This is a genomic window from Pseudorhodoferax sp., assembly GCF_047601025.1.
In the GTDB taxonomy this organism is placed as follows: Bacteria; Pseudomonadota; Gammaproteobacteria; order Burkholderiales; family Burkholderiaceae_C; genus Pseudorhodoferax.
The window spans coordinates 2,839,819-2,864,831 of record NZ_JASGJZ010000001.1; the positions used below are offsets into that span (position 1 = coordinate 2,839,819).

Annotated in this window: 11 protein-coding genes; 4 read left to right on the forward strand and 7 right to left on the reverse strand. The window is 73.7% G+C overall.

Translation table 11 applies throughout. The features are described 5' to 3' along the window. Nucleotides 1-3: 3 nt before the first annotated feature. The 6 genes from QM782_RS13405 to QM782_RS13430 form a co-directional block, all read right to left on the reverse strand. A complete protein-coding gene (locus QM782_RS13405) occupies nucleotides 4-1,236 on the reverse strand; it encodes an MFS transporter (protein ID WP_415203403.1) in 1,233 nt (410 codons plus the stop codon). Further along, the gene (locus QM782_RS13410) at nucleotides 1,233-1,433 is read right to left on the reverse strand and encodes a hypothetical protein (protein WP_415203404.1); all 201 of its coding nucleotides are present in this window, start codon (nucleotides 1,431-1,433) and stop codon (nucleotides 1,233-1,235) included. The genes QM782_RS13405 and QM782_RS13410 overlap by 4 nt, the downstream gene beginning before the upstream one ends. Before the next feature lie 76 nt (nucleotides 1,434-1,509). Beyond that, nucleotides 1,510-1,857 (reverse strand): carboxymuconolactone decarboxylase family protein, encoded by a 348-nt coding sequence (locus QM782_RS13415; RefSeq protein WP_415203405.1) that lies wholly within the window; start codon nucleotides 1,855-1,857, stop codon nucleotides 1,510-1,512. 108 nt (nucleotides 1,858-1,965) lie between these two features. Further along, a complete protein-coding gene (locus tag QM782_RS13420; RefSeq protein WP_415203406.1) occupies nucleotides 1,966-3,195 on the reverse strand; it encodes a CaiB/BaiF CoA transferase family protein in 1,230 nt (409 codons plus the stop codon). After that, entirely contained in the window at nucleotides 3,192-4,451 is a 1,260-nt protein-coding gene (locus QM782_RS13425) for an ATP-binding protein (protein ID WP_415203407.1), read from the reverse strand. The genes QM782_RS13420 and QM782_RS13425 overlap by 4 nt, the downstream gene beginning before the upstream one ends. A gap of 254 nt (nucleotides 4,452-4,705) precedes the next feature. After that, a complete protein-coding gene (locus tag QM782_RS13430) occupies nucleotides 4,706-5,365 on the reverse strand; it encodes a response regulator (RefSeq protein ID WP_415203408.1) in 660 nt (219 codons plus the stop codon). Nucleotides 5,366-5,492: 127 nt separating this feature from the next. On the opposite strand from QM782_RS13430, the gene QM782_RS13435 reads away from it, so the two are divergent. After that, nucleotides 5,493-5,996, forward strand: coding sequence for a gluconokinase (locus QM782_RS13435; RefSeq protein ID WP_415203409.1), 504 nt, complete (start codon nucleotides 5,493-5,495; stop codon nucleotides 5,994-5,996). Nucleotides 5,997-6,053: 57 nt separating this feature from the next. Here the strand turns inward: QM782_RS13435 and QM782_RS13440 are convergent, their stop codons facing one another. Beyond that, nucleotides 6,054-6,758 carry a response regulator transcription factor gene (locus QM782_RS13440; RefSeq protein WP_415203410.1) on the reverse strand — a complete coding sequence of 235 codons (705 nt, stop codon included), beginning with the start codon at nucleotides 6,756-6,758 and terminating at the stop codon, nucleotides 6,054-6,056. Between the two features lie 61 nt (nucleotides 6,759-6,819). Between QM782_RS13440 and QM782_RS13445 the strand changes: the two genes are divergently transcribed. The 3 genes from QM782_RS13445 (at nucleotide 6,820) to QM782_RS13455 (ending at nucleotide 25,005) form a co-directional block, all read left to right on the forward strand. Beyond that, the gene (locus QM782_RS13445; protein ID WP_415203411.1) at nucleotides 6,820-8,847 is read left to right on the forward strand and encodes a 7TM diverse intracellular signaling domain-containing protein; all 2,028 of its coding nucleotides are present in this window, start codon (nucleotides 6,820-6,822) and stop codon (nucleotides 8,845-8,847) included. 278 nt (nucleotides 8,848-9,125) lie between these two features. Next, complete coding sequence (locus tag QM782_RS13450; protein ID WP_415203412.1) at nucleotides 9,126-23,375, forward strand: leukotoxin LktA family filamentous adhesin; 14,250 nt, start codon at nucleotides 9,126-9,128, stop codon at nucleotides 23,373-23,375. After that, nucleotides 23,362-25,005, forward strand: coding sequence for a ShlB/FhaC/HecB family hemolysin secretion/activation protein (locus QM782_RS13455; RefSeq protein ID WP_415203413.1), 1,644 nt, complete (start codon nucleotides 23,362-23,364; stop codon nucleotides 25,003-25,005). The genes QM782_RS13450 and QM782_RS13455 overlap by 14 nt, the downstream gene beginning before the upstream one ends. Nucleotides 25,006-25,013: the final 8 nt, after the last annotated feature.

Here is a 25,013-nt window from a genome sequence, read left to right on the forward strand (position 1 = left end):
CGCCTACGGCGCCGCGCGGGTGTCGCCCTTCATCGTCGCCGCCATGGCCAGCGCCGCGAACGCCAGCGCCAGCGGCACGAACGACACCCACAGCACCGTGTTCCAGCCGTAGGCGGACAGCAGCCCGCCGGAGGAGAACGACCCGATCGCCATCAGGCCGAAGACGATGAAGTCGTTGAGCGACTGCACGCGTGTCCTCTCCTCGGGCCGGTGGCACTCCAGCACCAGCGCGGAAGCGCCGAGGAAGCCGAAGTTCCACCCCAGGCCCAGCAGGATCAGCGTGGCCCAGAAATGCGCCACGTCCACGCCGCCCAGCCCGATGGCGGCCGACAGGCCCGTCAAGACCAGGCCTGCCGTCGACATGCGCCCGGCGCCGAAGCGCGCGATCAGCCGGCCGGTGAAGAAGCTGGGCGCGTACATCGCGATGACGTGCCATTGCAGGCCCAGGTTGGCGCTGCCCTGGGAATGCCCGTGGAGATGCATCGCCAGCGGCGCGGCCGTCATCAGGAAGTTCATCAGCATGTAGGACACCGCACCGCAGATCGCGGCGGCCACGAAGCGCGGCTGGCGCACGATCTCCGCCAGCGGCCTGCCGCCGGCGAGCTCCTCGGCCGTCGGCATCGGCAGGCGCACGCCCCGCAGAATGGCCGCCGACACCACGGCGACCGCGGCCTGCACGAGAAAGGTGGCCGCGAACATGTGCGGGGGCCACAGGTCCATGGTCCAGGTCACTAACTGCGGCCCCACCACGCCGGCGGCCACGCCGCCGGCCATGACCAGCGACAGCGCGCGAGCGCGCCGCTGCGGGGCCACGCCGTCGGCGGCCGCGAAGCGAAAGGACAGCACCACGGCCGCGTAGCAGCCGCCGAAGAACGTCGCCAGGCAGAACAGCCAGAACGCGCCGAGCAGGACGGCGAGCATGGCCAGCAGGCCGGCCAGCGCCCCGGTGCCGGTGCCTGCGAGGAAGGCGGCGCGCCGGCCATGGCGCCGCGCGATGGCACCCACGGGCAGGATGCACGCTGCCATGCCGACCACGAAGATGGACAGCGGCAGGGTGGCCAGCATCGGCTCGGGGGCCAGCGCATTGCCGACGATGGCGCCGGTGGCGTAGACCACCACCGAGTTCGCGCCGGCCAGCGCCTGGGCGATGGACAGGCGCCAGATGTTTCCGCGCTGCACCTTCTCGGGCAGCACGGAGGAAGCGCTGCTTGCCGGCGCGGTCTTGTTGTTCGTCATTGGTTTTCCCGGATGTCCCGCTCTTTTTTTTGCGCAGGCCGCATCGTATGCGGTGCGGGTGGTTCATCGTCGGCACGACGATGTCCGGGCAAGCGGCCCGGCGCCAGCCGCCGCAGGCCGGCCTGCTCGATGCCGTCCGGGAACAGGGGTGCAGGCCTCGCGGCGCCGGGACGATGCGGGCCCGTGTCGATGCGCACGGCGCGCCGTTCGTGCGGCCGCGTTTGCTGAAGCCGGAACGGGACCGCCAGGCCGGAGGGGGCCTGCCGGTGCGGCTTATTTGCCGTTCGGCAACTGCTGGTAGGCCTCGATCACGCGCGCCGAATACGTCAGCGCCGCCCCGGCGTTCAGCGCGACGGCCACGCCCAGCGCCTCGGAGATCTCCTCGATCGTGGCGCCCGCCTCGACGGCCTTCCTGGTGTGGGAGGAAATGCATCCGTCGCAGCGGGTGGTGACGGCCACCGCCAGCGCGATCAGCTCGTGCACCTTGGGCCCCAGGTGGCCGGTTTTGGCGGCGGCGTTGTTGATCGTCGCCAGGCCGCGCATCACATCGGGGCTGTGCTTGGCGTAGTCGCCCACGCGCTCCAGCAGGGCATCACGGTAGGCGTTCCAGTCTTGCATCATGTCGTCGTCCTCTTCTGGGTTGGTGTATCCGGGCGCCGGCATGGCGCCCGGCGGCGGGAGCTTATGCCAATGGCGGGTTCCGGCCGGGCCGGGCGGGCGCCCCGGGGTTCAGCCGCCGCCGGCGATGCCGCGCGCCTTCAGGCCGGCGATCTCGGCCTCGCCGTAGCCGAGTTCGCGCAGTAGCGCGTCGCCGTGCTCGCCGGCCGCGGGCGGCTGCAGCCGGATGCCGGGGCGGGCGCCGTCGAGCGTGAAGGGCAGCAGCGGCACCTTGGACAGGTGGCCGTCGTTCATGCGCACCTGGCCGAAGCCGCCGCTGGCGTTCAGGTGCGGATCGTCGAACAGGTCCTGCGGGCGTGCGATCGGCGCGAACGGCAGTTCGTGCGCCTCGAAGGCGGCGGCCAGTTCGTCCGCCGCGTAGCCGGCCAGGTGCCCGCGCAGCCGCGGCAGCAGCCACTCGCGCGCCCGCACGCGGTCGTTGTTGGTCGCCAGCCGCGGATCGGCCGCCAGGTCCGCCAGCGCGAAGGCCTGGCAAAACGCGGCCCATTGCCGGTCGCTGACCACCGCGAGGAAGATCTGCGCGCCGTCCTTCACCGTGAACACGTCGTAGACGCCCCAGGCCGAGATGCGCGCCGGCATCGGGTCGGCCGCGCGGCCGGTGGCGGCGAACTGCATCATGTGCTGCGTGACCAGGAACACGTTGTTCTCGAACAGCGCGGCCTGCACCTCGCAGCCTTCGCCGGTCTGCGCGCGCCGGCGCAGCGCGGCCATCGCGCCGATGGCGCCGAACATGCCGCCCATGATGTCGTTGACGCTGGCCCCGGCGCGCAGCGGGTCGCCGGGCCGGCCGGTCATGTAGGCCAGCCCGCCCATCATCTGCACCACCTCGTCCAGCGCCGTGCGGTCCTCGTACGGGCCGGGCAGGAAGCCCTTGTGGCTCACGTAGACCAGCCGCGGGTTCAGCGGCCGCAGGCTGGCGTAGTCCAGGCCCAGCCTGGCCATGGTGCCGGGCTTGAAGTTCTCGCTCACCACGTCGGCGGTGGCCGCCAGGCGCCGCGCGGCCTCGCGGCCCTCGGGCTGCTTCAGGTCCAGCGCGATGCTCTTCTTGTTGCGGTTGAAGGCCGGGAAGAAGCCGGCGCCCGAGCCGAGCAGGCGGCGCGTGCCGTCGCCCTCGATCGGCTCGACCTTGATGACCTCGGCGCCCAGGTCGGCCAGCAGCAGGCCGCAGGTCGGGCCCATGACCATGTGGGTGAACTCGACGACCCGCACGCCGGCGTAGGGCAGGCGGGCCTCGGGGGATGCGCCGGCACCGGCGCGGGGGTCTGGAGGGGCGGTGTTCATGCGGAAGGAGGCGGGTGGAACCGCAGGCGCGCGCAGGTGCCGCCCAGGTGTTCGGAGGGGCCGAGCCGCAGTGTCGCACCGTGGCGTTCGGCGATCGCGCGCGCGATCGCCAGGCCCAGCCCGCTGCCGCCGGCCGGTGCGCCGGGGCTGCGGTAGAAGCGCTCGAACACGCGCTCGCGCTCCTCGGGCGCGATGCCGGGGCCGCTGTCGTGCACGGCCAGGGCGCAGGGCTCGGCGACCAGGTCCACGCGGCCGCCGGCGGGCGTGTACTTGATGGCGTTGTCCAGCAGGTTGCGCAGGCCGATGGCCAGCGCCTCGGCGTCGCCGGGCACGCTGGTCTCGGCCGCGATGTCCACGCCCAGGTCGATGCCGCGGGCCTGGGCCTCGGCCGCCATCTCGCCGGCCACGCGGCGCGCCAGCGCCGCCAGCGCCACCGGGGCCGGCGCGCTTGCCGCGGGTGCCGCGGCTTCCTGGCGCGCCAGCACCAGCAGCTGCTGCATCAGCCGGATCGCGCGCTCGATGCCCTGGTGCAGCCGCGCCAGCGCGGTGGCGCGGGCCGCCTCGTCGGCCGCGCGCTCCACCGCCTGGGCCTGCAGCTTCAGCGCGGCCAGCGGCGAGCGCAGCTCGTGCGCCGCGTTGGCGACGAAGGCGCGCTGCGCGGCGAAGGCCTGGTCCAGCCGGCCGAACAACGCGTTGATCTCGTCCACCAGCGGACGCACCTCGTCGGGCAGGCCCGCGCCCTGCAGCGGCGACAGGTCGCCGGCCGCGCGCGTGGCGACCTCGGCCTGGGTGCGCGCCAGCGGCGCCAGCGAGCGGCGGATGCCCCACCAGGCCAGCAGCATCAGCAGCGGCGCGGCGGCGGCCATGGGCAGGGCCGCGCGCAGCGCCAGCGCGCGCGCACGGGCCTGGCGCTGGTCCAGGTCCTGCGCGATCTGGATGGTCTGCAGCGGCGTCTGCAGCGTGTAGACGCGGTAGTGCCGGCCCTGCAGCCGCGCGTCCGAGAAGCCCAGCACCGCGCGCGGCGGCAGCGGCGTGGGCACGGAGCGGAACAGCTGCACGCCGTCCGCGCCCCAGATCTGCACCAGGTACTCGTCGTCGGCGTCGCCGTCGAACCCCGGCGGCGCCAGCGGGATGCCGCCGCGCAGCGCCTGCGCCATCTGCTGCAGGTGGTAGTCGAACATCTCGTCGGCCTGGCGCAGCGCGCCGCGCCAGGCGGTGACGGCCAGGATCACGCCGGCCAGCACGATGGCCGTCATGAGCCAGGCCAGCAGTCGGCGCTGCAGCGAATGCCGGGCCGCGTATGGGGAGGGCGGCGGACCTTCGCCCGGCCGAGCCGCGGTGTCCGCGCCTGCATGCTGCCGTCGTGCGGCGCTCACCGGCGCACCCTCGGGCCTGCGGCCTGGTTCCTCCGGGAGGCAATGCGCTCCATCGGGCGGCCGGGCGGGGCTCACTGGAGTGTCTTCGCCCGTACCGGCTGCGGTGCGAGCCCCTTGGGGCGGTCCGGCGGTGCTCATGCCTTGGGCAGCAGGTAGCCCAGCCCGCGCACGTTCTGGATCAGGCCGGGGCCGAGCTTCTTGCGCAGGCCGTGGATGTAGACCTCCACCGCGTTGGAGCTGATGTCGTCCTTCCAGCCGTAGAGCTTTTCCTCCAGCTGCGCACGCGAGAGCACCTGGCCCGGCCGGCTCATCAGCGCTTCCAGCACCGCCCATTCGCGCGCGGACAGTATCACCGGCTCGCCGCCCTTGGTGGCCTCGCGCGTGACCGGGTTGAGCCGCAGGTCGCGGTAGGCGACCACCGGGTCGGCGCGGCCGTGGCTGCGGCGGATCAGCGCGTGGATGCGTGCCAGCAGCTCGTCCAGGTCGTAGGGCTTGAGCACGTAGTCGTCGGCGCCGGCGTTCAGGCCGGCCACGCGCTCGGCCACGGCGTCGCGCGCGGTGACGATCAGCACCGGCACCGCATCCTGGCGCGCGCGCAGGGCGCGCAGCACCTCCAGGCCGTCGCGCCGGGGCAGGCCCAGGTCCAGCAGCACCAGGTCGTAGCGCTCGCTGCGCAGCGCCTGGTCGGCCATCTCGCCGTCGCGCACCCAGTCCACGGCGAAATGCTCGGCCCGCAGCAGGTCGAGCACGGTCTCGCCGATCATGGTGTCGTCTTCGACCAGCAGCAGGCGCATGCGGCCGATGATAGGAGCCGCCCGCGGCGGCCGGCTGAAGCCGGGCTTAAGCGGGCTGCTCGCCGGGGGCGTGCTGCCGCGCGGCTACGATGGCGCCTCTTCACAACTTCGGCGAGGGTGCGGCGCGATGCAGGGTGGTCTGGTGGTCATGGGGGTGGCGGGCTGCGGCAAGTCCAGCCTCGGGGCGGCGGTGGCCGCCGCGCAGGGGGCGGTGCTGGTCGAGGGCGACGAGTTCCACAGCGCCGCCAACCGCGACAAGATGCACCGCGGCGTGCCGCTGACCGACGCGGACCGCGCCGGCTGGCTCGACGAGCTGGGGCGGCAGCTGGCCATGCATGGCGCGCGCGGCGTGGTGCTGACCTGCTCGGCGCTGCGCCGCAGCTACCGCGACCGCCTGCGCCAGGCGCTGCCGGGCCTGCGCTTCGCCTACCTGGAGCTGACGCCGGCCGAGTCGCTGGCACGGGTGCAGGGCCGCGGCGACACGCATTTCTTCTCGGCCTCGCTGGTGGACAGCCAGTTCGCCACGCTGGAGCCGCCGACCGGCGAGGCCGGCGTGCTGCGGCTGGACGCGACCGAGCCGCTGGAGGTGCTGGCGCGGTGCGTGGGGGAGTGGCTCGGCACCACGCCGTAGTGCGCCGGCGCCCCCCAGGGCTTGGCGAGGCGAGCTCGGGTTGGCGGGGGCGCGCGCTCAGTCCAGGACCGTGGCGGGCTCGTAGAAGCAGTAGCCGCTGTTGCGCAGCGTCTTGACCGGCAGCGGGCGGCCGCTGATGTCCTCCACCCGGCGGCGCAGGCGGCGCATCTGCGTGTCCAGCCGGCGCTGGTCGTAGTCCAGGTAGTCGGCGCCCAGCGCCGCGACGATCTGCCGGCGGCTGATGCTGGCGCCGGGGCTGGCCATCAGGCAGCCCAGCACCACCAGGTCCTGCTGCGACAGCGGGACCAGCGGCGCGCCCGGCACGTGCAGGTGCCGCGGCCCCAGTTCCAGGGTCCAGCACGGCTTGGCGGACGGCTGGGGCGGGGCTTCATGCTGCAGGTCCAGGCGGCGGACCAGCGCGCCCAGGGTCGCGGCCAGTTCGTCGAGGTCGCAGCCCTTGCCGAGGTAGTGGTCGGCCCCGACGGCGAGCCCGCGGATGCGGTCCAGGCTGGTGCTGTGCGCGCTGAACACCACGATGCCCACCGGCTCGCCGGAATGCCGCAGCCGCCGGATCAGTTCGAGCCCGCTGCCGTCGGGCAGGCCGATGTCGATGACCGCCAGCCGGTGCCGCTTCGGGTCGAAATGGCGGTCGAACGCCTGCAGGCTGTCCAGGCGCAGCGGCGCGTAGCCCTGTTCCTCCAGGAACTCGCCGAGCTCCTGGCTCAGAATGGGCTCGTCTTCAAGCAGGATGATGTCGAGCATGGAAAAGTCGCCGGGCGGCCGCGCCGGCTACCCTGGCCGCCGCCGGCGCAAGCACCAAGAAATGTCCGTGAAATACTACCGCAGGCCCTTCGGATGGCAGGCGCTGATGTTGTGGTTCGCCCTGTGCCTCGGCGCCGCGGGGCCCGCCTGCGGCGGGGAGCTGGCGCTGGCCGCCGACCAGCGGTTCTTCGGCACCGCGGGCCAGCTGGAGGCGCTGGACGACCCGGGCGGCGCGCTGGCGCCCGGCGAGGCCGCCGCCGCCGGCGCCTGGCGACCGCTGCCCGGCAACCTGGGCGCGGGCTACATCCGGTCGGTCGTGTGGCTGCGCGTCACCCTTCGGGTCGATGCGGTCCAGCCCAGCGGCTGGATGCTGCAGCTGGGCAACGCGCTGCTGGACGACGTGCGCGTCTACGTGGCCGGGCCGGACGGCGGCTGGCGGCTGCTCGGTCGCAGCGGCGAGGACCTGCCCCGCCACCTGTGGCCGGTGGACTACCGCAGCCCGGCGTTCGAGTTCTCGCCGTCCGCCCCCGGCCGCTACACCCTGATGCTGCGCCTGCAGAGCAAGAACGCGATGCAGACCCAGCTGAGCGTCTGGCAGCGCCTGGCGTTCGACAACCAGTCGCGCCGCGAGGGGCTGTTCTTCGGCCTGTACTTCGGTTTCTACCTGCTGCTGATCTGCCTGCACGCGGTGTTCTGGGTCGCCACGCGCACGCGCATGAGCGGGCTGTTCCTGGCGTACATCGGCGGGACCGTGCTCAACGAGGTGGTCTCGCTCGGGCTGGTGCAGCAGGCCACCGGCATGCCGGTGGCCTGGAGCGACCCGCTGCTGGGCACGAGCATGTGCCTGACCATGCCGGTGGCCGCGCTGGTGGCGTTCCGCCAGCTCGAGCTGGCGGCCATCTACCCGCGCATGGCGCGCGCGCTGCTCGCCGCGCTGTGGGCGGTGGCGCTGGCGGGCGTGGCCAACGTGCTGCTCGGCCGCTACGGCGCCGGCGTGGTGCCGGTGCAGGCGGTGGCGCTGGCGATGATCGTGCTGCTGACGGCGCTGGACGTGTTCTTGCTGCTGCGGGGCTACCGGCCCGCCCGCTTCTTCGCGCTGGTGTTCGGCGTGTTCTACCTGGGCGTGGCGACGAGCTTCCTGCGCAACCTGGGCTGGCTGCCGCTCAACGTCTGGACCGAATACGCCTCCGCGCTCGGCACCATGCTGCACATGGTGCTGCTGAGCCTGGCGATCTTCGGCCGGTACGAGCGCCGCCGGCGCGCCCGCGAGCGCGAGCAGGCCCACCTGGCCGCCCACCTGGCGCGCGAGCACAGCCAGCGGCTGGAGCAGGAGGTGGCGGCGCGCACCGCCGAGCTGCTCGACGAGATCGGCCGCCGCGAGCAGCTGGAGGAAGGCCTGCGCGCCACGCTGGAGCTGGAGCGCCGCGTGCGCGCCGAGCAGCGCGACTTCGTGGCGATGGTGTCGCACGAGTTCCGCACGCCGCTGGCCATCATCACCACCCTGGCCCAGCAGCTCGGGCGCAACCTGGGCGCGCCGCCGGAGCGGAACCTGGTGCGCTGCGCCAACATCCAGGACGCCGCGCGCCGGCTGCTGGCGCTGGTCGACGAATACCTGACCGACGACCGGATCAGCGAGCCGCGTTCCCTGTTGCGTCCGCAGCGCTGCGACCTGCGGGCGCTGCTGGACGACCTGGCGCGCGAATTCGCGCCGGGCCGGATGGCCTGCCGCATCGGCCCGGGCGCCGACGCCGTGACCTGCGATGCCGGCCTGCTGCGCATCGCGCTGCGCAACCTGCTGGCCAACGCCGACCGCCACGCGCCGGCGGACCAGCCGGTGCAGGTGCACACGCGGCGCGAGGGCCCGTGGCTGCACATCGATGTGGTCAACGCCGGCGAGGCCATCGCCCCCGCCGAGCGCGAGCGGCTGTTTCAAAAATACTACAGGGGCGCCGGCGTGGGCAACCGGCCGGGCGCCGGCCTGGGGCTGTACCTGGTACAGCGCATCGCGCAGCGCCTGGGTGGCGCGGTTTCCCTCGCGGCGGCCGGCGGCGCGGAACCCGTGTGCTTCTCGCTGCGGCTGGCTTTGTGACGGCTGGCTACGGCCGGCGCTCAGATTTGCTCAGCCTCGGGTTTGCCCGGGCCGATAGATTTGGCAAAGAAATTCGCACGTCGAAACATTTGGGTTTGTTTTGACGGATCGGCTTTGCCAGATTCCGTTGCGCGCTGCCGCTGAAAGGGCTGCCGCGCAAGGCCTGTTCCCCTGAGGGCATCCGCCATGGGCGCGCGCACGCGCGCCCATGCGCCGAAGACCGGGGCCAGCGGAAGCCTGGCCGCGCCGATCCGTTCCGTAGAAGGGATCTCGCCGGCATGAATCACATCTATCGCACCGTCTGGAACCGCGCCAGGGGCCTTTGGCAGGTCGTGGGGGAAAACGCCACGTCGGGTGGCAAGTCCAAGTCCGCCAAGAGCGCCAACGGCGCCGCGCTGGTGGCCCTGGGCGCGCTGCTGGCCACGCCGGCGCTGCATGCGCAGGGCATCGTGGCTGACGGGCGCACGCAGACCGCGGTCGTGCGCAACGGCAGCACCGCCGACATCACCACCGCCACGCTGCAGGGCGGCAACGCGTTCAACTCGTTCTCGCGCTTCAACGTGGGCGGCGGCGAGATCGCCAACCTGCACGTGCCCAACGCGGCGCGCGCACTGGTCAACGTGGTGCGCGAGCAGCGCAGCGAGATCGACGGCATCCTCAACGGCTACCAGAACGGCCAGCTCGGCGGCAACATCTTCTTCGTGAACCCGCACGGGCTGGTGGTGGGCGCGTCGGGCGTGGTCAACGTGGGCTCGCTCACCGTCACCGCGCCCACCGCCGCCTTCGCCGAAACCCTGGTGGGCCCGGGCGGCAGCATCAGCGCCGCGGCCACGGCCCAGCTGATGGCCGGCAACGTGCCGATGTCGGAGTCTGGCCTGATCGCCATCCGCGGCCAGGTGAACGCCACCGGCGCCGTGAACCTGGCCGCCCGCAACGTCGAGGTGGGCGCACAGGGCGAGGTCACCGCCGGCCAGCAGGGCCGCGCGCGCATCGAGCAACTGGTCAACCTGCAGGGCCTGGCCGGCGGCGTGGCGCTGAGCGGCACGCCGGGCGACATCCGCATCGTGGCGGCGGACGGCGCGGCCGTGGACGGCCGGCTGCGCACCGACGGCGCGGCCGGCGGCATCGAGATCCAGGCGGGCGCGCGCGTGGCGCTGGGCGACGGCGCGCTGCTGTCCACCCGCAGCTTCGCCGGCAGCGAAACGGCCGGCGCGCAGCAGCAGCGCGACGCCGTGTCCGGCGCCGACTCGGGCCACATCGCGCTCGAAGCGCCCCGCATCGCCGTGGGCCAGGACGCGCGGCTCTATGCGCACACGAACAGCGCCGGCCTGCAGGGCGGCGAGGTGACGCTCACGGCCCATCGCGCCGAGGGCGTGCAGGTGGCGCCGGGCGTGCTGGTCGGCGCGGGCGGCAACGAAGCCAGCATCACGATCGGCGAACGCGCCGACATTCGCGGCCACCGCGTGGCGATGGTGGCGCAGGCCGCCACCGCGCTGACCGACGCGATGGCGCAGAGCACGCTCTACGCGACCTACGACGGCCAGGGCAACCCGCAGGCCGACCTGCCCGGCGAGGCGCAGCGCGCCCAGCAGCGCCAGGCGCTGGTCGCCGCCGGCGTGCTCCAGGCGCAGCCCGGCGGCGGTGGCCTGATCGAGGAGGTGGTCGACACGCTGACCGGCACCGGCCTGCTGGCCGGCGTGCAGGTGCTGAATGCCAAGGCGGGCATCCACATCGGCGACAACGCCACCATCCTGGCCGCGGGCGACGTGGACATCGCCGCGCACGCGGCCACCCAGGCCAAGGCCGCGATCGACGGGCTGCTGATCGGCGCCGTCGTGTCGGTGACCAACGCCGACGCCCGCCTGCAGGTGGGCGACAACGTGCGCATCGCATCGCAGGCCGGCAACGTGCGGCTGGACAGCCAGTCCCGCGCCACGGTGGACACGCTGGTGGAATCCATGGCCGTGACGGGCGCGCCGCCGGCCACGCTGACGGCCAACGTCGCCCTGGCCCAGGGCCGGGCGATCACCGAGGTGGGAAGCGGCTCGGTGCTCAAGGCCGCCGAGGACGTGTCGGTGCGTGCCGAAATGGTCAAGGACTTCAGCGTGGTCGCCACGGCCGGCGACAGCGACGGCGCGATCGGCGTGGCCGTGCTGGTGGCCCGCTCGGACCTGCAGGCGCGCAACACCTTCGACGGCCGCGCCGAGGCCGGCCGCGACGTCCGCCTGGAGGCGCTGGCCCGCACGCTGGCCAACAGCCATGCGGCGTCGGTGCAGATCGGCGGGGAAGAGGGGCTGGCCGACAAGGTCGGCACGCTGCGCTCGGCGGACGGCGGAACCGCCGCGATCGAAGGCACCAAGGAACTGTTCTCGCTGCTCACCGCAGCGGGCGGGTCCCAGGGCGGCAATGGCGACACCCAGGGCTTCCTGAAGGAGCTGGGCGTGGCCGGCGCGCTGGCCTACGTGGACCACGCGAACGGCGCCGACCTGACGCTGGGCGGCAGCGCCCAGGTCAAGGCGGGCCGCGACGCGGCGCTGCACGCCGAGGTGCAGGACACGCTGGACTCCTCGGTGTCGGCGCAGGTGAGCGACGAAGCGTCCAAGAAGGAAGCCCTGGACTTCCAGGCCGAGGGCGGCCAGAAGAAGAACGGCGCGTCGGTGGCCGTGCTGGTCAGCAGCCAGGACAACAGCGCGCTGCTGACGGTGCGCGAGGGCGCCGAGCTGGACGCGCTGCGCGCGCTCGAGATCTCGGCCAAGGCCAGCATCCCGCTGGCCGAGCAGAACTTCCTGTCGAACCTGATCAAGGCGTTCGGCGAGGGCAACGTCGACGACTTCCTCGACACGGTGCGCCACAACGACCAGTTCTTCAGCACCTGGGTCGACGCCGCCGCCACGGTGGCCGCCGAAGGCGCCCAGGACAGCGGCAACACCCTGAGCGGCATGGTCAACGTGCACAACGTGGGCCTGCAGGCACTGGTGAACGTCGGCGACGGCGTACGCATCAACCAGGACGCCGCCTACCGCGCGCCCGGCCAGGCCCAGAGCGTGGCCATCGGCGCGCAGGTCGCGTCGCAGATGGTCCACGTCGCCGCCGACCCGTCGCTGTTCGGCAGCGAAGGCGGCAAGAACGGCATCGGCGCCGGCGTGGTCGTGGGCAACTACAGCCACCGCGCCGAGGCGATCGTCGGCGCGGCGCAGATCCAGGCCAACCGCCTGGACGTGAGCGCCGACGTCGACGTGGACATGGTCCACTACGCCGTCTCCGGCTCCAAGGGCGGCACCAACGCGCTCAACGGCTCGGTGGCGGTGAGCACGCTGGACCACCGCAGCCGCGCCGGCATCGACGACGGCGCCACGGTCGAGGTCGGCGCCGGGCAGGGCGCGCAGGGCGACGTGACGGTCGCGGCGCGCGACGAGACCGACAGCCTGACCGTGACCGGTGGCGTCGCCGCGTCGTCCTCGCGCGCCGCCGGCGTCGCGGCCGGCGTGCACGACTTCTCGCGCACCACCGAGGCCTGGATCGGCAGCCGCGACACCCACGGCGCCGCCGGCCGAGTGTCGGCCGCCGGCGACCTGCGGGTCGAGGCCGCCAGCGGCGGCCGCGTGGGCAACTACGCGCTGTCGGTGGCGCTGACCTCGCCCCCGGCACCGTCGTCGCAGGGCGCGGCGCAGTTGCGTGAAGGCACCGGCGCGTTCGGCGTCAACGTGTCCGGCTCCGCCGCCGTCAACCTGCTGGACAACCGCGTGGGCGCGCGCATCGCCGACGACCTCGACGTGGAGGCCGGCACGCTGCGCGTGCAGGCCTCCGACGTCACGGCGCTGCACGCGGTCGCGGGCGGCGCGGCCGTCTCGACCAACCGCGGCAGCGGCGTCGGCCTGGCGGGCGCTTACACGCAGAACACCGTCGATGCGCGGGTGGAGGCCGAGCTGGCCGCCACCGGCCGCGTCGCCGCCCGCACGGTGGACGTGCAGGCCGACAACGGCGCCAGCGCGCTGTCGATCTCCGCCGGCGTGGCCGCCAGCGCGTCGGCCAGCAGCTACCAGGTCGCCGGCTCGGTCAGCATCAACGACATCGACAGCACCACCCGCGCCCGCGTGGCCGACGGGCTGGTCGATGCCGCGCAGGGCATGCAGGTGGCCGCGCAGGACCACGCCGCCATCCACGCGGTGGCCGGCGCCGCCAACTTCGGCGGCAAGGCCGGCGTGGGCGCGGGCCTGTCGATCAACCACATCGGCGGCGGCACCGAGGCGCTGGCCGAGCAGCTGCGCGGCGTGACCAGCAGCGCGGGGCTGACGCTGCAGGCGCGCAGCGAGGCCGAGCTGGTGTCCGTGGCCGCGGCCATGGGCTACTCGAACCAGTACGCCTTCGACGGCGCGGTGGCGATCAACGAGGTCGGGCGCGAGACCACGGCCGCGCTGCGCGACAGCGGCGGCCTGCAGCTCGGCGGCGCGCTGGCGGTCGACGCCGGCAACGGCAGCGCGATCCACACGGCCTCGGGCTCGGCCGCCATCGGCAGCGGCGGCGCCCTGGGCGCGAGCTTCGGCTACAACACCATCGGCGACAGCGTCAGCGCCGAGATCGCCGGCAGCCAGGCGCAGGCCGGCGCGGTGCGCGTGGCGGCCGCGCAGTCCGCGGACATCGGCGCGCTGGTGGCCGGCGGCGCCGTGGCGTCGCGCTCCGCCGCGGTCGCCGGCTCGGTGGCGATCAACACCATCGACAACCGCACCAGCGCGCGCACGCACGGCGGCCAGCTCACGGCGCTGGGCGCGCTGCTGGTCGACGCCGCCGACCATTCGCGCATCCGCAGCCTGACCGGGGCGCTGGCCTACGGCGGCCAGGGCGCAGGCGTGGGCATCGCCGGCTCGTACAACGAGATCGGCAGCCAGGTCGACGCGGGGGTCGACGGCGGCACGCTGTCGGCCGGCGGCCCGGTGCGCGTTAGCGCGCTGCGTGAGCAGCAGCTGCAGTCGCTGGCCGCGGGTGCCGGCGGCGGCGCCGTCGGGCTGGCGGGCTCGGTCGCGGTGAACACGGTGGGCGGTGCCACGCTGGCCGAGATCGCCGGCGGCGCGAACGTGCAGACCGACGGCAGCCTGCTGCTGTCGGCCCGCTCCGACAGCGACATCGAGACCGTGGCCGGCGCGCTGGGCGTGGGCCTGTCCAGCGTCGGCCTGGCCGGCGCGGTGGCGGTCAACCAGCTCGAGGGCACGACCACGGCCCGCGTGGCCGGCGCCGGCACGCGCCTGGGCGCCAACGGCCAGGGCGCGGCCCAGAACGTGGCCGACGGCACGCTGGGCGGCGACACGGGCCAGGACCTGCGCGCGCGCACCGGCCAGTCCACCCTCCAGGGCGTGGCCGTCGTGGCGCTGGGCACCGACGAGATCGACACCGTGGCCGCCAGCGTCGGCGCGGGCAACAACGTGGGCATCGCCGGCGCCGTCACCGTCAACCAGGTCGGCGGCGCCACGCTCGCCGCCATCGATGGCGGCACGGTGGAAAGCCAGCAGGCCGCGCAGGTCGGCGCCTACCACCACACCCGCGTGAACGCGGGCAACGGCGCCGGCGGCGCCGGCGGCACCGCCGGCGTGGGCGCCTCGGTGACCACCACCTTCATGGACCACGACACCCAGGCCCGCGTGCGCGACGCCGGCGTGACGGCGCAGGGCGCGCTGGGCGTCGCCGCGCGCGCCACGCACGACCTCGACGCCGTGGTCGTGGGCGCGGCCATCGGCGGCACCGCCGGCGCCAACGGCTCGGTGGCGGTGACCACGCTCGAAGGCGCGGTGCGCGCCAGCGCGGACAACGCCGCCCTGCGCAGCCAGCAGGGCGGCATCGCGGTCACGGCCGACGCCGACAACGCACTGGACATCGTGGCCGGCGGCCTGGCCGCCGGCGGCACCGTCGGCGCCGGAGCGACCGTGATTGTCACCACGCTCGACCAGAAGACCGAGGCATCCACCACCGGCGCCAGCCGGCTCGACGCCGCGGGCACCACGGCGATCGTCGCCGGCGCCCGGCAGGACGTGGACCTCATCGGCTTCACCGGCGCGGGCGGCGGCACGGCCGGCGTGGCCGGCACCGTGAGCGTGCTGACCGCCACCGGCCAGACCGTCGCCGGCATCGGCGCCGGCAGCCGCATCAACACGCAGCTGGGCGGCGCGCAGCAGGACGTGCGCGTGCACGCGCAGGACGCGCTCGCCACGCACAGCGTGCTCGGCACCGCCGGCGTGGGCGGCACAGCCGGCGTCGGCGCGGGCGCCGACGTGCAGGTGGTGCGCAGCGGCGCGGTGGCGGCGGTGGGCGACGGCGCCGACGTGCGCGCCGGCCGCGACATCGCCATCGCGGCGGAGAACCGTCGCGACATCGCGTCCCTGTCGGCCGCCGCGGCCGGCGGCGGCTTCGTCGGCGCCGGCGCCGGCGTTTCCGTGGTCAGCGTGTCGGCCGGTGCTTCCTCGCAGGCCACGGGCAGCCTGGACAGCAGCGTGTCGAACGCGCAGAACGTGGCGCGCGATTCCGGCCTGAGCGGGCAGATGGGCAGCAGCTACGCCGGCGCCGGCAGGCTGCAAGGCGACATCGACGCGCGCCAGAAGACGGTGAGCCCGAACGCCCGCTTCCTGTCCGCGCCGGACTCGGCGCAGTACTCGGCCGCGGCCCGCGTGGGCGACGCCCGGCTGGAGGCCGGGCGCCACATCGGCGTCGAGGCCGCGAACCGCACCAATGCGTCCAGCGAAGCCTGGGGCGTGGCGGCCGGCCTGGCCGGCGCGGGCGGCGGCGTGGCGGTGATCAACGCCGGCGACCGCAGCCTGGCCGAACTGGGCGGCAGCGCGACGGCGGGCGGCAACGTCGCGCTGCGGGCCGAGGACGGGCAGGACGGCGTGACCGAGGCCAAGGCGCGCGCCGGCGGCGGCGGGCTGCTGGGCCTGGGCGCCGCGGTGGCGGTCAGCGAGAAATCCAGCCAGGCCACCGCACGCGTGCGCGACGGCGCCACGGTCACGGCCGGCGGCGCCGTGACCGTGGACGCCGGCCTGGACCACGCGCTGAACGCGCAGACCATCGGCGCCAGCATCGGTGGCGTGGCGGTGGGCGCCTCGATCGCCACGGCCAGCAGCGCCGGCCAGGCGCAGGCGCTGCTGGGCAGCAATGTGCAGGTGAACGCCGGCAGCATCGCGGTCGATGCGTCGGCCCGCTCGGGCAACACGGTCGAGGCCGTCGGCGTGGGCGGCGGCATCGTGTCGGGCAACGCCGTGGCCGCGCTGGCCGCGGACGACACCCGGGCCCGCGCCTGGGTCGGCGACGGCAGCCGGCTGGCCGCCGGCGGCGCCATCGGCATCCGCGCCAGCACCGACCCGATGGCCCGCGCCGTGGCCATCGGCGCCACGGTGGGCGGCGGCGCCGTCGGCGCCAGCGTGGCCGACGCGCGCGTGGACAGCCAGGTCCAGGCCGGCGCCGGCGCGGTCAACCTCCAAGGCGGTTCGCTGGAGGTGTCCGCGGCGGCCGAGCGCACCCGCGACCAGAGCGCCGAGGCCCGCGCGGTCGGCGCCAGCGGCGGCGTGCTGCTGGGCGTGAACGCCACGCTGGCGAACGCCAGCCTCGCCACCCAGGTGCAGGCCGAACTCGGCCAGGGCACGCAGCTGGCCATCGGCGGCGACGCGGCCGTGCAGGCCGGCGACGCCACCCGTGCGCGCACCGATGCCACCGGCATCGCCGTGGGCGGGTTGCTGGCCGTCGGCGCGAACATCGGCAACGCCGGCATCCACAACAGCCAGGGCGTGCGCTTCGGCGCGACCGGCCTGGTCGGCGGCACGCTGGACCTCAGTGCCACGGGCAGCAACGGCGTCGGCGGCAAGGCGGTCGCCGGCAGCGGCGGGGTGGTGGCGGGCAGCGCCTCGACCCTGCACCTGGACAGCGCCAGCGCCACCACGGTGGAGCTGCTGGGCGCCGCCGACGTGCTGGCCGGCCGGGTCGACGCGCTGGCGCAGCACCGGCTGGACTACGCGGCCGACAGCGACTCGCTGCAGGCCGCGATGGTCGGCGCCTCCGGCACCTTCATCGACCTGGACCTGGGCGCGAACACCCGGGTGCTGGTGCGCGACGGCGCGCGCGTCGCGGCCGCCGAAGGGCTGGACCTCGAAGCCCACAGCATCACGCAGGGCGGCGCCGACGCCTTCTCGGGCTCGGGCGGCGTCGTCAGCGGCAGCGCCGTGCTGATCGACAACACGATCCGCGACGCGAGCCGCGTCCAGCTCGGCAACGACGTGGCCCTGTCCACCGTGGGCAGCCCGCTGGACACCGACCGTGGCCACCTGCGCATGACGGCGCACAACACCCTGCGCGCGACCGACACCGCCCGCCTGTCGGCCGGCGGCGCCATCGCCGCGCCGTTCGCCGGCACCCGGATGGACGTGGGCCTGGCCAACGAGGTGGTGGCGGGCGACCGCGCGCAGCTGCGCAGCAGCGGCCTGCTGCAGGCCGGCGCCTACACCGATACCCGTGCGGCCACCCGCGCGCACGTGGACGTGTACGGCCTGGTCGGCGCCGGCGGCGGCGATGCGCAGATCGCCCTCCAGGCCCGGCAGCTGGTCCGCCTGGGCGCCGACGCCGACGTGCTGGGCTACGGCAACGTCGGCCTGCGCGCCGGCCAGAGCGCCGACGGCAACCTGTCCAACGAGATCGAGGCCTCGGCCAGCACCGTGGTGATCAACAACACGCTGATCCCGGTGACCGCGGTGCTGGACGCGGACGCGACCGCCACCACCACCAACGACCTGGTGCTGGGCGCCAACGACCGCGTGCGCTCGGTGCGCAACGTCGACCTGGTGGCCACCAACGGCGCGGTGCGCGCGGACGGCAACGGCCGGGGCACCAACCCGTACCTGGCGCTGTTCTCCAGCGACCAGACCACGCGCTCCAACCGCGTGCACCAGTCCGCCGGCATGGACCTGGCCAACGCCGAGATCGTCGCGGGCGCGAGCAACCGGCAGGAGGTCTACTGGGACGGCAGCACGCTGCGCACCGTCTCGTCGCTGGGCGACCTGGAGGTGCAGTTCAAGGCCGCGGGCAGCACCGGCGCGTTCCGCCCGCTGGCCGAGATCGACGCCACGCTGGCCGCGCTCGCCCAGCAGCGCGCCGGGCTGAACCCGTCGTCCAGCGAATACGCGCGCCTGGGCGAGCAGATCGACCTGTACACGCAGATGCGCGCCAGCACCGCCCAGGCGCTGGGCGCGGGCGCCAACGGCAGCACCAGCGTGGACACGCTGGTGGTGGGCGACGTCATCGCCGGCGCGGGCGACATCCGCGTGGGCGCGGACCGCATCCAGCAGTCCGGCGCCCGCCTGACCGCCTATGGCGCACCCACGGTGGTGGTCCACAACAGTTCCGACGACTACCTGGTGACCAACGGCATCCTGGTGTCGGCCGCCGGCAGCGGCCGGATCGTCTCCACCGGCGCGGCCAGGCTGTCCGCCAGCGGCGCCCGGCTGACCGAGGTGGGCGGCTCGCAGTCCGACTACTACGAAGCCAGCCAGCGGCCGGACCTGCCCTCGGTGGTGATCGAGAACACCTACGACACGCAGCTGCCGGGCAACACCGGCAGGGCGCCGGGCCTGCTGGTGCTGGGCGACATCCAGAACCTCCAGGGCACGACCTCGCTGCGCAACCAGTCGGGCAACATCTCGCAGTTCGCCACCATCGAGAGCTACCGCCTCAGCATGGACGTGCCCAACGGCGACCTGTTCGTGAACCTGCCGGGCCGCAGCTGGAACGTCGCCTCGGTCGAGGCGGAGTGGGCCGGCCTCATCAACGGCCTGTCGCCCGAGGAGATCGGCCGCCTCAACGGCCGCAACGTACCCGACGCGATCGCCGAATACGCGGCCAACGTGGTCTACAACACCAACGCCGACGGCACGCTGAAGTACGGCACCAGCGAAGCGCTGACCGACTACCTGGTCCGTCGCTACGGCCGCGGCAACGGCTACGACCAGCAGGTCGTCCTCGACGGCCTGTGGCGCGGCTACTGGGAAACCACCAGCGACGACACCACCGGGCGCACCTGGTTCGAGGACGGCGTCTACCGCTACAGCGGCAACCTGTCGGCCAGCGACCACAGCTTCTGGACCAACAACACCGGCGTGTTCCGCTGGTCGTACACCGGCATCCACCCGATCGCCAGCCGCAGCGCGGCCGCGCTGTCGCAGTCCGACACGTCCGGCTCGGCCGCCAGCGCGATCAAGGTCGGCGGTTCGCTGAACGTCAACGCGCGCAACATCAACATCAACGCGGGCATCGAGGCCGGCCAGCGCACCGACTGGTCGCTCGACCTGGGCAGCGCCGCGGCCACCGAGATCGCCAGCATCGCCAGCGGCAACGGCCTGGTGCGGCTGCACAACGTCCAGGCCATCGCCGACGGCAACGGCGCCGACGACGTGCCGGCGGTGTACTGGGACTCCGACCACCAGCGCATCCAGGTGCAGCGCATCGACGCCTCGGGCGGCGGCCAGGTCTCGCTGACCGGCAACATCATCAACACCAACACGCTGGGCAACATCGTCGTCCACTCGGGCTACGGCGACGTGCAGATCCACAACACGACCGGCCGGGACCTGCAGCTGTCGGACATCGACCTGGGCAGCGGTGGCCAGAGCGTGGTGCGCATCACCGACACCCTGAAGACCTGGGGCTCGGGCGCGGCCGCGGGCCGCGCGCAGACCTGGTGGTACGTGAACCAGGCCGGCCAGGACAGCGTGCAGGTGTACAACGACGCCAACGGCGCGACCAGCCTGGCCGGCGCGGCCCGGGACAGCGACATCGGGCGCGCGTTCGCCTACAACCCGCAGGCCGGCGCGCGCTACGAGTGGACGCAGCAGTACCACGTCACCCGCGCGTACGACGGCCCGCTCACCCAGAACGGGTACGACGAGGTCGTCTACCAGAACCTCGGCCACTGGACCAGCCAGATCGCGACGGCCGACGGCAAGTCCTACCTGCAAGGCGAGGGCAAGGTGGTGGTCCGCGCGCCCACCGGCTCCAGCCAGGCCTTCATGCAGTGGGCCGATGCCGACATCGACTACACGACCGTCACCGTCACCGGCGGCGGCCACGAGTGGGGCGGCTACCAGCCCGGCACGAAGTTCAACGTGGCCACCGACATCACGCTGGACATCACGAACAGCGTGAAGGCCGACCATGCGATCCCGATCCGCTTCGTCGGCAACGGCGCGTCGCGCCTGCAGGTGGACTCGACCTCGAACGTGCTGGTCGGCGGGGACATCCGCAACGACGTGGGCACCACCCGCTTCGACGTCAACGGCGGCGCGCTGCTGCAGGCCGGCGGCTCGATCCAGGGCCTGGACCTGCAGCTCAACGCGACCGCGGGCATCGGCAGCGCGGCCCAGGGCCTGAACATCATCGACAACCGGGTGGCCGGCGCGTCGGTGAGCGCGACCAGCCAGGGCGACGTGTTCCTCGACAGCACCGGCGACTTCTACGCCAGGTCGATCCAGACGCCGGGCAACGTGACGATCAACGCGGTCGGCGGTATCTACCAGCACGCGGACGCCAGCGGTGCCTCGATCTCGGGCGACGTGCTCCACCTGCATTCCGGCTCGGGCAGCTCGATCGGCTCGGCCAGCCGGCCGCTGGTCACGCAGAGCCAGGAGATGAATGCCTCCGCGCCCGGCAGCGTCACGCTGACCCAGGCCAGCGGCAACATGAACGTGGGCAGCATCGAGTCCCTGCTCGGCAGCGTGGAACTCAACACCCCCGGCGGCCAGATCCTCGGCGCCGCGCCCAAGGGCGCCGACCACGACGCGAAGATGCAGGAGAAGATCGCGCTGTGGGAGTCGATGGGCATCACCGACGCGGACCACGCCGGCAGCACCATCCGGGGCTACGAGAACCGGGTCGGGCGCTACTACAGCGACTACTGGAACATCCGCGAGGTGGCGCAGAACCCGGACGGCGGCTTCGCGCTGACCGCCGCGGGCCTGGACCTGTTCCGCGCGCAGGTCAGCGCCGGCCTGGGCCGCGACGCGAGCAACGCCGAGGTCGACGCCGCCATGCGGGCGCGCTACCAGGAAGCCCGCGACTTCCTGAACGGCGTGCCGGGCCTGGACGCGGGCCTGCTGCGCACACGCACCGCGAACCTGCAGTACACGCTGGACGCCTCGTCGCCGCTGTACGCGCAGATGACCCACGGCGCGGTCTGGGACAAGGGCGCGCTGGGCACCGCCGTCAACGCCGGCGCGGAAGCGGGCACCCGCCCGTCCACCGGCGCGCTGCCCAACGTGTCGGCGCCCAACGGCGCGATCCGCCTGAACAACGACCCGAACCAGGCGCTGCCCGCGTCGGAGACGCTGGTGTTCACGGTCAAGCGCGGCAGCGGCTACACGTCCACGGTCACGCAGCTGTCCTCTTCCGAGGGCAACAGCTACTCGGCCAGCCAGTTGCTCGCCTTCCTGGCCGAGGCCAAGCCAGGCACGATGCGCGCCGAGCAGATCGACGGCGACACGGTGCGCTTCACGCTCCAGCCGCGCTTCGACCTCGTGGTCGAGTCGAGCGAGCCGGTGGTGATCAACGCCAAGGGCGACTACCACGTCGGCACCTCGCGGGACGTGATCCTGAAGGACATCTCGGTGGGCGGCACGCTGTACGTCTACGCCGGGCGCGACGTGGTCAACCAGACCGCCGCCGGCGTGGCCGGCGCGGTCACCCGCGGCCTGTACATCGACGCGGGCCGCAACATCGGCTCGCCGGACGACCCGATCCAGGTCGCCAGCCAGGGTGGCGACCCGGTGACCATCTACCGTCTGGTGGCGCCCGGCACGGCCCACGTGCGGGTGGTCGACGGCGACGTGGTGCTCGGCAACCTGGACGTGCAGGGCGAGACCCACATCGTGGCCAACCGCGGCGACTTCCGCTCGCTGGGCGAGTACGCCACCTTCGACAGCGCGCTGGTGAACCTGCGCGCGGTGGACGCCGACGGCCGCCCGGCCGGCCACATCGGCACCGCTGAGCAGGCGTTCCGGCTGGTGCAGAAGCAGGGCAGCCTGCAACTGGTGGGCCTGGGCGCGAACGTGCAGGCGACCAGCGGCGACCTGGTGATCGGCACCAGCACGCTGGACGACCGCACCGTGCTGCGGTCCGACCGCGGTTCAATCCGCATGGGCGACGAGGCAGCGGTCATCGCCACCCGTGGCCTGCACCTCGACGCGGGCCGCGACATCGGTTCGTCGGGCGGCCCGGTCCGGGTCACCAGCCTGGGCGGCGATCCGGTGACCCTCTACCGCCTGGTGGCGCCCGGCACGGCCCACGTGCGGGTGGTCGACGGCGACGTGGTGCTCGGCAATCTGGACGTGCGGGGCGAGACCCACATCGTGGCCAACCGCGGCGACTTCCGCTCGCTGGGCGAGTACGCCACCTTCGACAGCGCGCTGGTGAGCCTGCGCGCGGTGGACGCCGACGGCCGCCCGGCCGGCCACATCGGCACCGCCGAGCAGGCGTTCCGGCTGGTGCAGAAGCAGGGCAGCCTGCAGCTGGCCGGCCTGGGCGCGAACGTGCAGGCGACCAGCGGCGACCTGGTGATCGGCACCAGCACGCTGGACGGCCGCGCCGTGCTGCGGTCCGACCGCGGCGCGATCCGCATGGGCGACGAAGAAGCGGTCATCACCACCACCGACGAGGCCACCGGCCAGGTGGACCTGCTGGCGGCCACCGGCATCGGCGAGGCGGCCAACGCCGTGCGCCTGCACACCGGCCGCTTCAATGCGGAAACGCCGGCCGGCGACGTGCGGCTGCACCTGCTGCGCGACGCGCAGTCCGACCGCGTGCACGCGCTCGCCGGCTCGGCCTGGCTGCGCGGCGAAGGCGACGGCCGGCGCGCCACCACCGACCTCGACCTGGCCGACGTGCGCGTGGCCCGGCAGCTGGACGTGCGCACCGAAAGCCTGCGCGCCCAGGTCACGCAGACGCAGCAGGCCACGCCGCTGCAGGTCTGGGCGACCGGCCTGGACGGCCAGCCGGCCGAGCGCGTGACGATGCACGTCGCCGGCGCGCCGCACGTACGCTTCGAGCGCCTGTCCGCGCGGCGGGCCGACATCGCCACCGACGCCGAGCGTGCCCACGTGGTCAGCGGCCACATCGGCGAGGAGATGACGCTGTCGAACGCGCACGCCACGCTGCTGATGGACAACATCACGCCGGCGCTGCGCTACACGCAGGACTTCCAGTACTTCATCCCCACGCGGGACTTCACGATGGACCTGGAAGGCAAGGGCGCCACCGGCTCGCGCGCGCCGATGTGGTTCGACTCCGCCAGGGGCGTGTTCACGCGCAACTGGGTGACCAACGGCTACGCGGCCTTCGACCTGGCCCGCCCGATGTTCAGCCACGACCTGGCCCCGCTGCATGCCGGCGGGACGCCGCCCGCGTTCGGTGCGCAGCATCCCACCCGGCCGGCCGACGAACGCACGCCGAACCTCGGCAACGCCCCCGTGGCGGTGAACCTCCTGGAAGAAGACGACCGTGAGAGCAAGTAAGAACGACATGGTGCGCCCGATCGCGGGCCTGGTGCTGGGCTGCGCGATGGCGGCCGCGGCGCACGCGCAGGTGCAGGCCATCCCGCCCGGCGCGATCAGCTCCGAACTGCTGCGCCAGCAGCAGCGCGAGCGCGAGCGGCTCGACGCCCAGCAGCGCCAGCAGGACCCGGCGCGCGTGCTGGAGGTGCCGCGCGCCGCCGACCCGACCGTCCCCGCCGACGACAGCCTGCGCTTCACGCTGAACGCGCTGGTGTTCAGCGACTCGGCGATCCTGTCGCGCGGCGAACTCGAGGCCATCGCGCAGCCCTACCTGGGCCGGGAGATCGGCTTCGCCGAGCTGAAGGACGTCGTCTCGGCGGTCAACCGCCGGTACGACGAGCGCGGCTACGCCACCGCGCGCGCGGTGCTGCCGGCGCAGCGCATCGAGGGCGGGCGCGTGCGCATCGAACTGGTCGAGGGCCGCGTGGGCGAGGTGAAGGTCGAGGGCCTGACCTACATGCGCCCCGGGTTCGTGCGCGAGCGGCTGGACCTGCCGGCCGGCGAGGTCATCGATCCGCAGCGGCTGGAGGCCGAGCTCTCGCGCTACAACCGCCTGTACGCCAGCAGCGTCACCGCCGCGCTGCAGCCGGGCCAGCGCTACGGGCTGACCGACGTCTACGTGACCGTGTCCGAACCGCCGCGCAACAGCCTGGACGTGTTCGTCAACAACCACGGCTATGACGCCACCGGCGAGGCCCAGGCCGGCCTGATGTTCCGCCACTACGGCGCGCTCGGCGGCGACGACGTGTTCTCGCTGTTCGCCGCGGGCTCGCGCGGCTCGGCGGTCGGCTCGCTGTCGTACGACGCGCCGGTGAACCGGCGCGGCACGCGCGCCGGCGTGCGCCTGGGCAAGAGCCGCGCCGAGGTGGTCCGCGGGCCGTTCGCCGCGCTGGACTCGCGCAGCGACTCGGACAACGCCGAGGTGTTCCTGAGCCATCCGCTGTGGAGCAATGCCGACTGGCTGCTGACCGGCTACCTGGGCTACGGCTACCAGCGCACCACCAACCACGTGTCCGGCGTGTTCCTCAACGAGAACAAGGTGGAAGGCGCCAAGGGCGAGATCAGCGCGCTGTACCTGACGCCCGGCACCTCGCTGCGCCTGGGCCTGGGCTACCGCCGCGCCAACAGCGAGCTGCTGGGCACGCCGAGCACGGCGGGCTTCGACATATGGTCCGGCAACTGGCAGGCCAGCCGGAACGTGGGCCGCAACGGCTTCGTCAGTTTCTCGGGCGCCTGGCAGCATGCGCACCGCGAGGGCCTGCCTTCCAGCCAGCTGTTCCAGATCGGCGGCGCCACCACGGTGCGGGGCTACCGGCAGGGCGAGCTGGCCGGAGACGGCGGCGTGTACGGCAGCGTGCAGGCCAACTACCGCGTGGATCCGCGGCTCACGGCCTTCGCGTTCTACGACTTCGGGCGGATCGATGCCTCGTTCATCCAGCCGGAAAAGCTGGAAAGCGTGGGCGTGGGCTTCAGCTGGCAGTTCAGCCAGCGCGTGTCGGGCGAGGTCACCGTCGGCAGGCCGCTGCTGGACGTGCGCCCGGACCAGGACCACGTGCGCGTGAACGCGCAGATCGTGCTGCGCGCCTTCTGACGCCGGCG

What these genes read in the sequence shown, in the direction of transcription:
- QM782_RS13430 (WP_415203408.1), bottom strand. Translation starts at nt 5,365, where the DNA reads ATGCGCCTGCTGCTGGTCGAAGACGACACCATGATCGGCGAGACCGTG.
- QM782_RS13415 (WP_415203405.1), bottom strand. Translation starts at nt 1,857, where the DNA reads ATGATGCAAGACTGGAACGCCTACCGTGATGCCCTGCTGGAGCGCGTG.
- QM782_RS13405 (WP_415203403.1), bottom strand. Translation starts at nt 1,236, where the DNA reads ATGACGAACAACAAGACCGCGCCGGCAAGCAGCGCTTCCTCCGTGCTG.
- QM782_RS13445 (WP_415203411.1), top strand. Translation starts at nt 6,820, where the DNA reads ATGTCCGTGAAATACTACCGCAGGCCCTTCGGATGGCAGGCGCTGATG.
- QM782_RS13420 (WP_415203406.1), bottom strand. Translation starts at nt 3,195, where the DNA reads ATGAACACCGCCCCTCCAGACCCCCGCGCCGGTGCCGGCGCATCCCCC.
- QM782_RS13435 (WP_415203409.1), top strand. Translation starts at nt 5,493, where the DNA reads ATGCAGGGTGGTCTGGTGGTCATGGGGGTGGCGGGCTGCGGCAAGTCC.
- QM782_RS13440 (WP_415203410.1), bottom strand. Translation starts at nt 6,758, where the DNA reads ATGCTCGACATCATCCTGCTTGAAGACGAGCCCATTCTGAGCCAGGAG.
- QM782_RS13425 (WP_415203407.1), bottom strand. Translation starts at nt 4,451, where the DNA reads ATGACGGCCATCGTGCTGGCCGGCGTGATCCTGGCCGTCACCGCCTGG.
- QM782_RS13450 (WP_415203412.1), top strand. Translation starts at nt 9,126, where the DNA reads ATGAATCACATCTATCGCACCGTCTGGAACCGCGCCAGGGGCCTTTGG.